The organism is Paraburkholderia sp. CNPSo 3274 (assembly GCF_024206475.1).
Classification (GTDB): Bacteria; Pseudomonadota; Gammaproteobacteria; order Burkholderiales; family Burkholderiaceae; genus Paraburkholderia.
In genome coordinates this window covers 1-766 of the sequence record NZ_JAMBPR010000243.1, presented here as the reverse complement: position 1 = coordinate 766, position 766 = coordinate 1, and the positions used below count along the sequence as shown (strand labels likewise).

Below are 766 nucleotides of genomic sequence, written 5' to 3'. Positions count from 1 at the left end.
CTCCCCACCCGGCGCTTAAGTCCCGCCCTTACCGCCCCCCGCGTTGGGGAGTGGCCCAGAACGGGCCGCTAGCGATGATTCCATTATCCGGGCGCCCTGCACGTGGGACGGCAGCCATGTCCGTAACCTGCGAAATCTACAACCAGTTGCAAGGCGGTGCCGGCGAACGCCAGATCAAGGACCCGGCTTTGGCCTACTGGGCCTGCATCATTAACAAGGGATCGTCAGGATTCCGATTCATGGAGGAGTAAACAATGGGCTTGCTCGAAGGAGAAGTTGTCATCGTGACCGGCGCGGGCGCCGGTGTCGGCAAGGGTATCGCCTGTAAGGCCGCGCGCCAGGGCGCGCGCGTCGTCGTAAACGATCTCGGTGTGAACATCGACGGCTCCGGCGGTAGCGCCGGCCCCGCGCAACCGGTCAGGAGCGCGAGCATGCGCAGATGGTGGCGCGCATGCTCAATTCTGAGCACCCAGTTGTGATTCATTCCTCTCTAACGGGGGAAGCGAACGAACAACACGCGCTTAACAGGTTGCGGAAATACATCCCCGGCGGAAGCGGTGCGCCTCGATGTACGCGCCCGCCAGTCGCAAACTTTCGCATTGTGCAATCTCAACGCGAATTCAACGTTCTTTCGGCGGCTTGAGGCCGACTTCTGACCTCCTTGCCACGCTTTCCGCCACTTATAAGCGGATTTGTGCCAGTGATCGCATGCGCACGAGGTTGTATGCCGCCATGTTCAACACGAACATCTGGTCCACCTTCTTCA

Annotated in this window: 1 protein-coding gene and 1 pseudogene; both read left to right on the top strand. The window is 60.6% G+C overall.

What is annotated here, in order from left to right; genetic code table 11:
* Nucleotides 1-251: hypothetical protein (locus M3I54_RS44480; RefSeq protein WP_254346742.1), on the top strand; the 251-nt coding region annotated here is incomplete at its 5' end.
* 3 nt (nucleotides 252-254) lie between these two features.
* A pseudogene (locus M3I54_RS44475) lies at nucleotides 255-419 on the top strand (3-hydroxyacyl-CoA dehydrogenase); the annotation flags it as partial.
* Nucleotides 420-766: the final 347 nt, after the last annotated feature.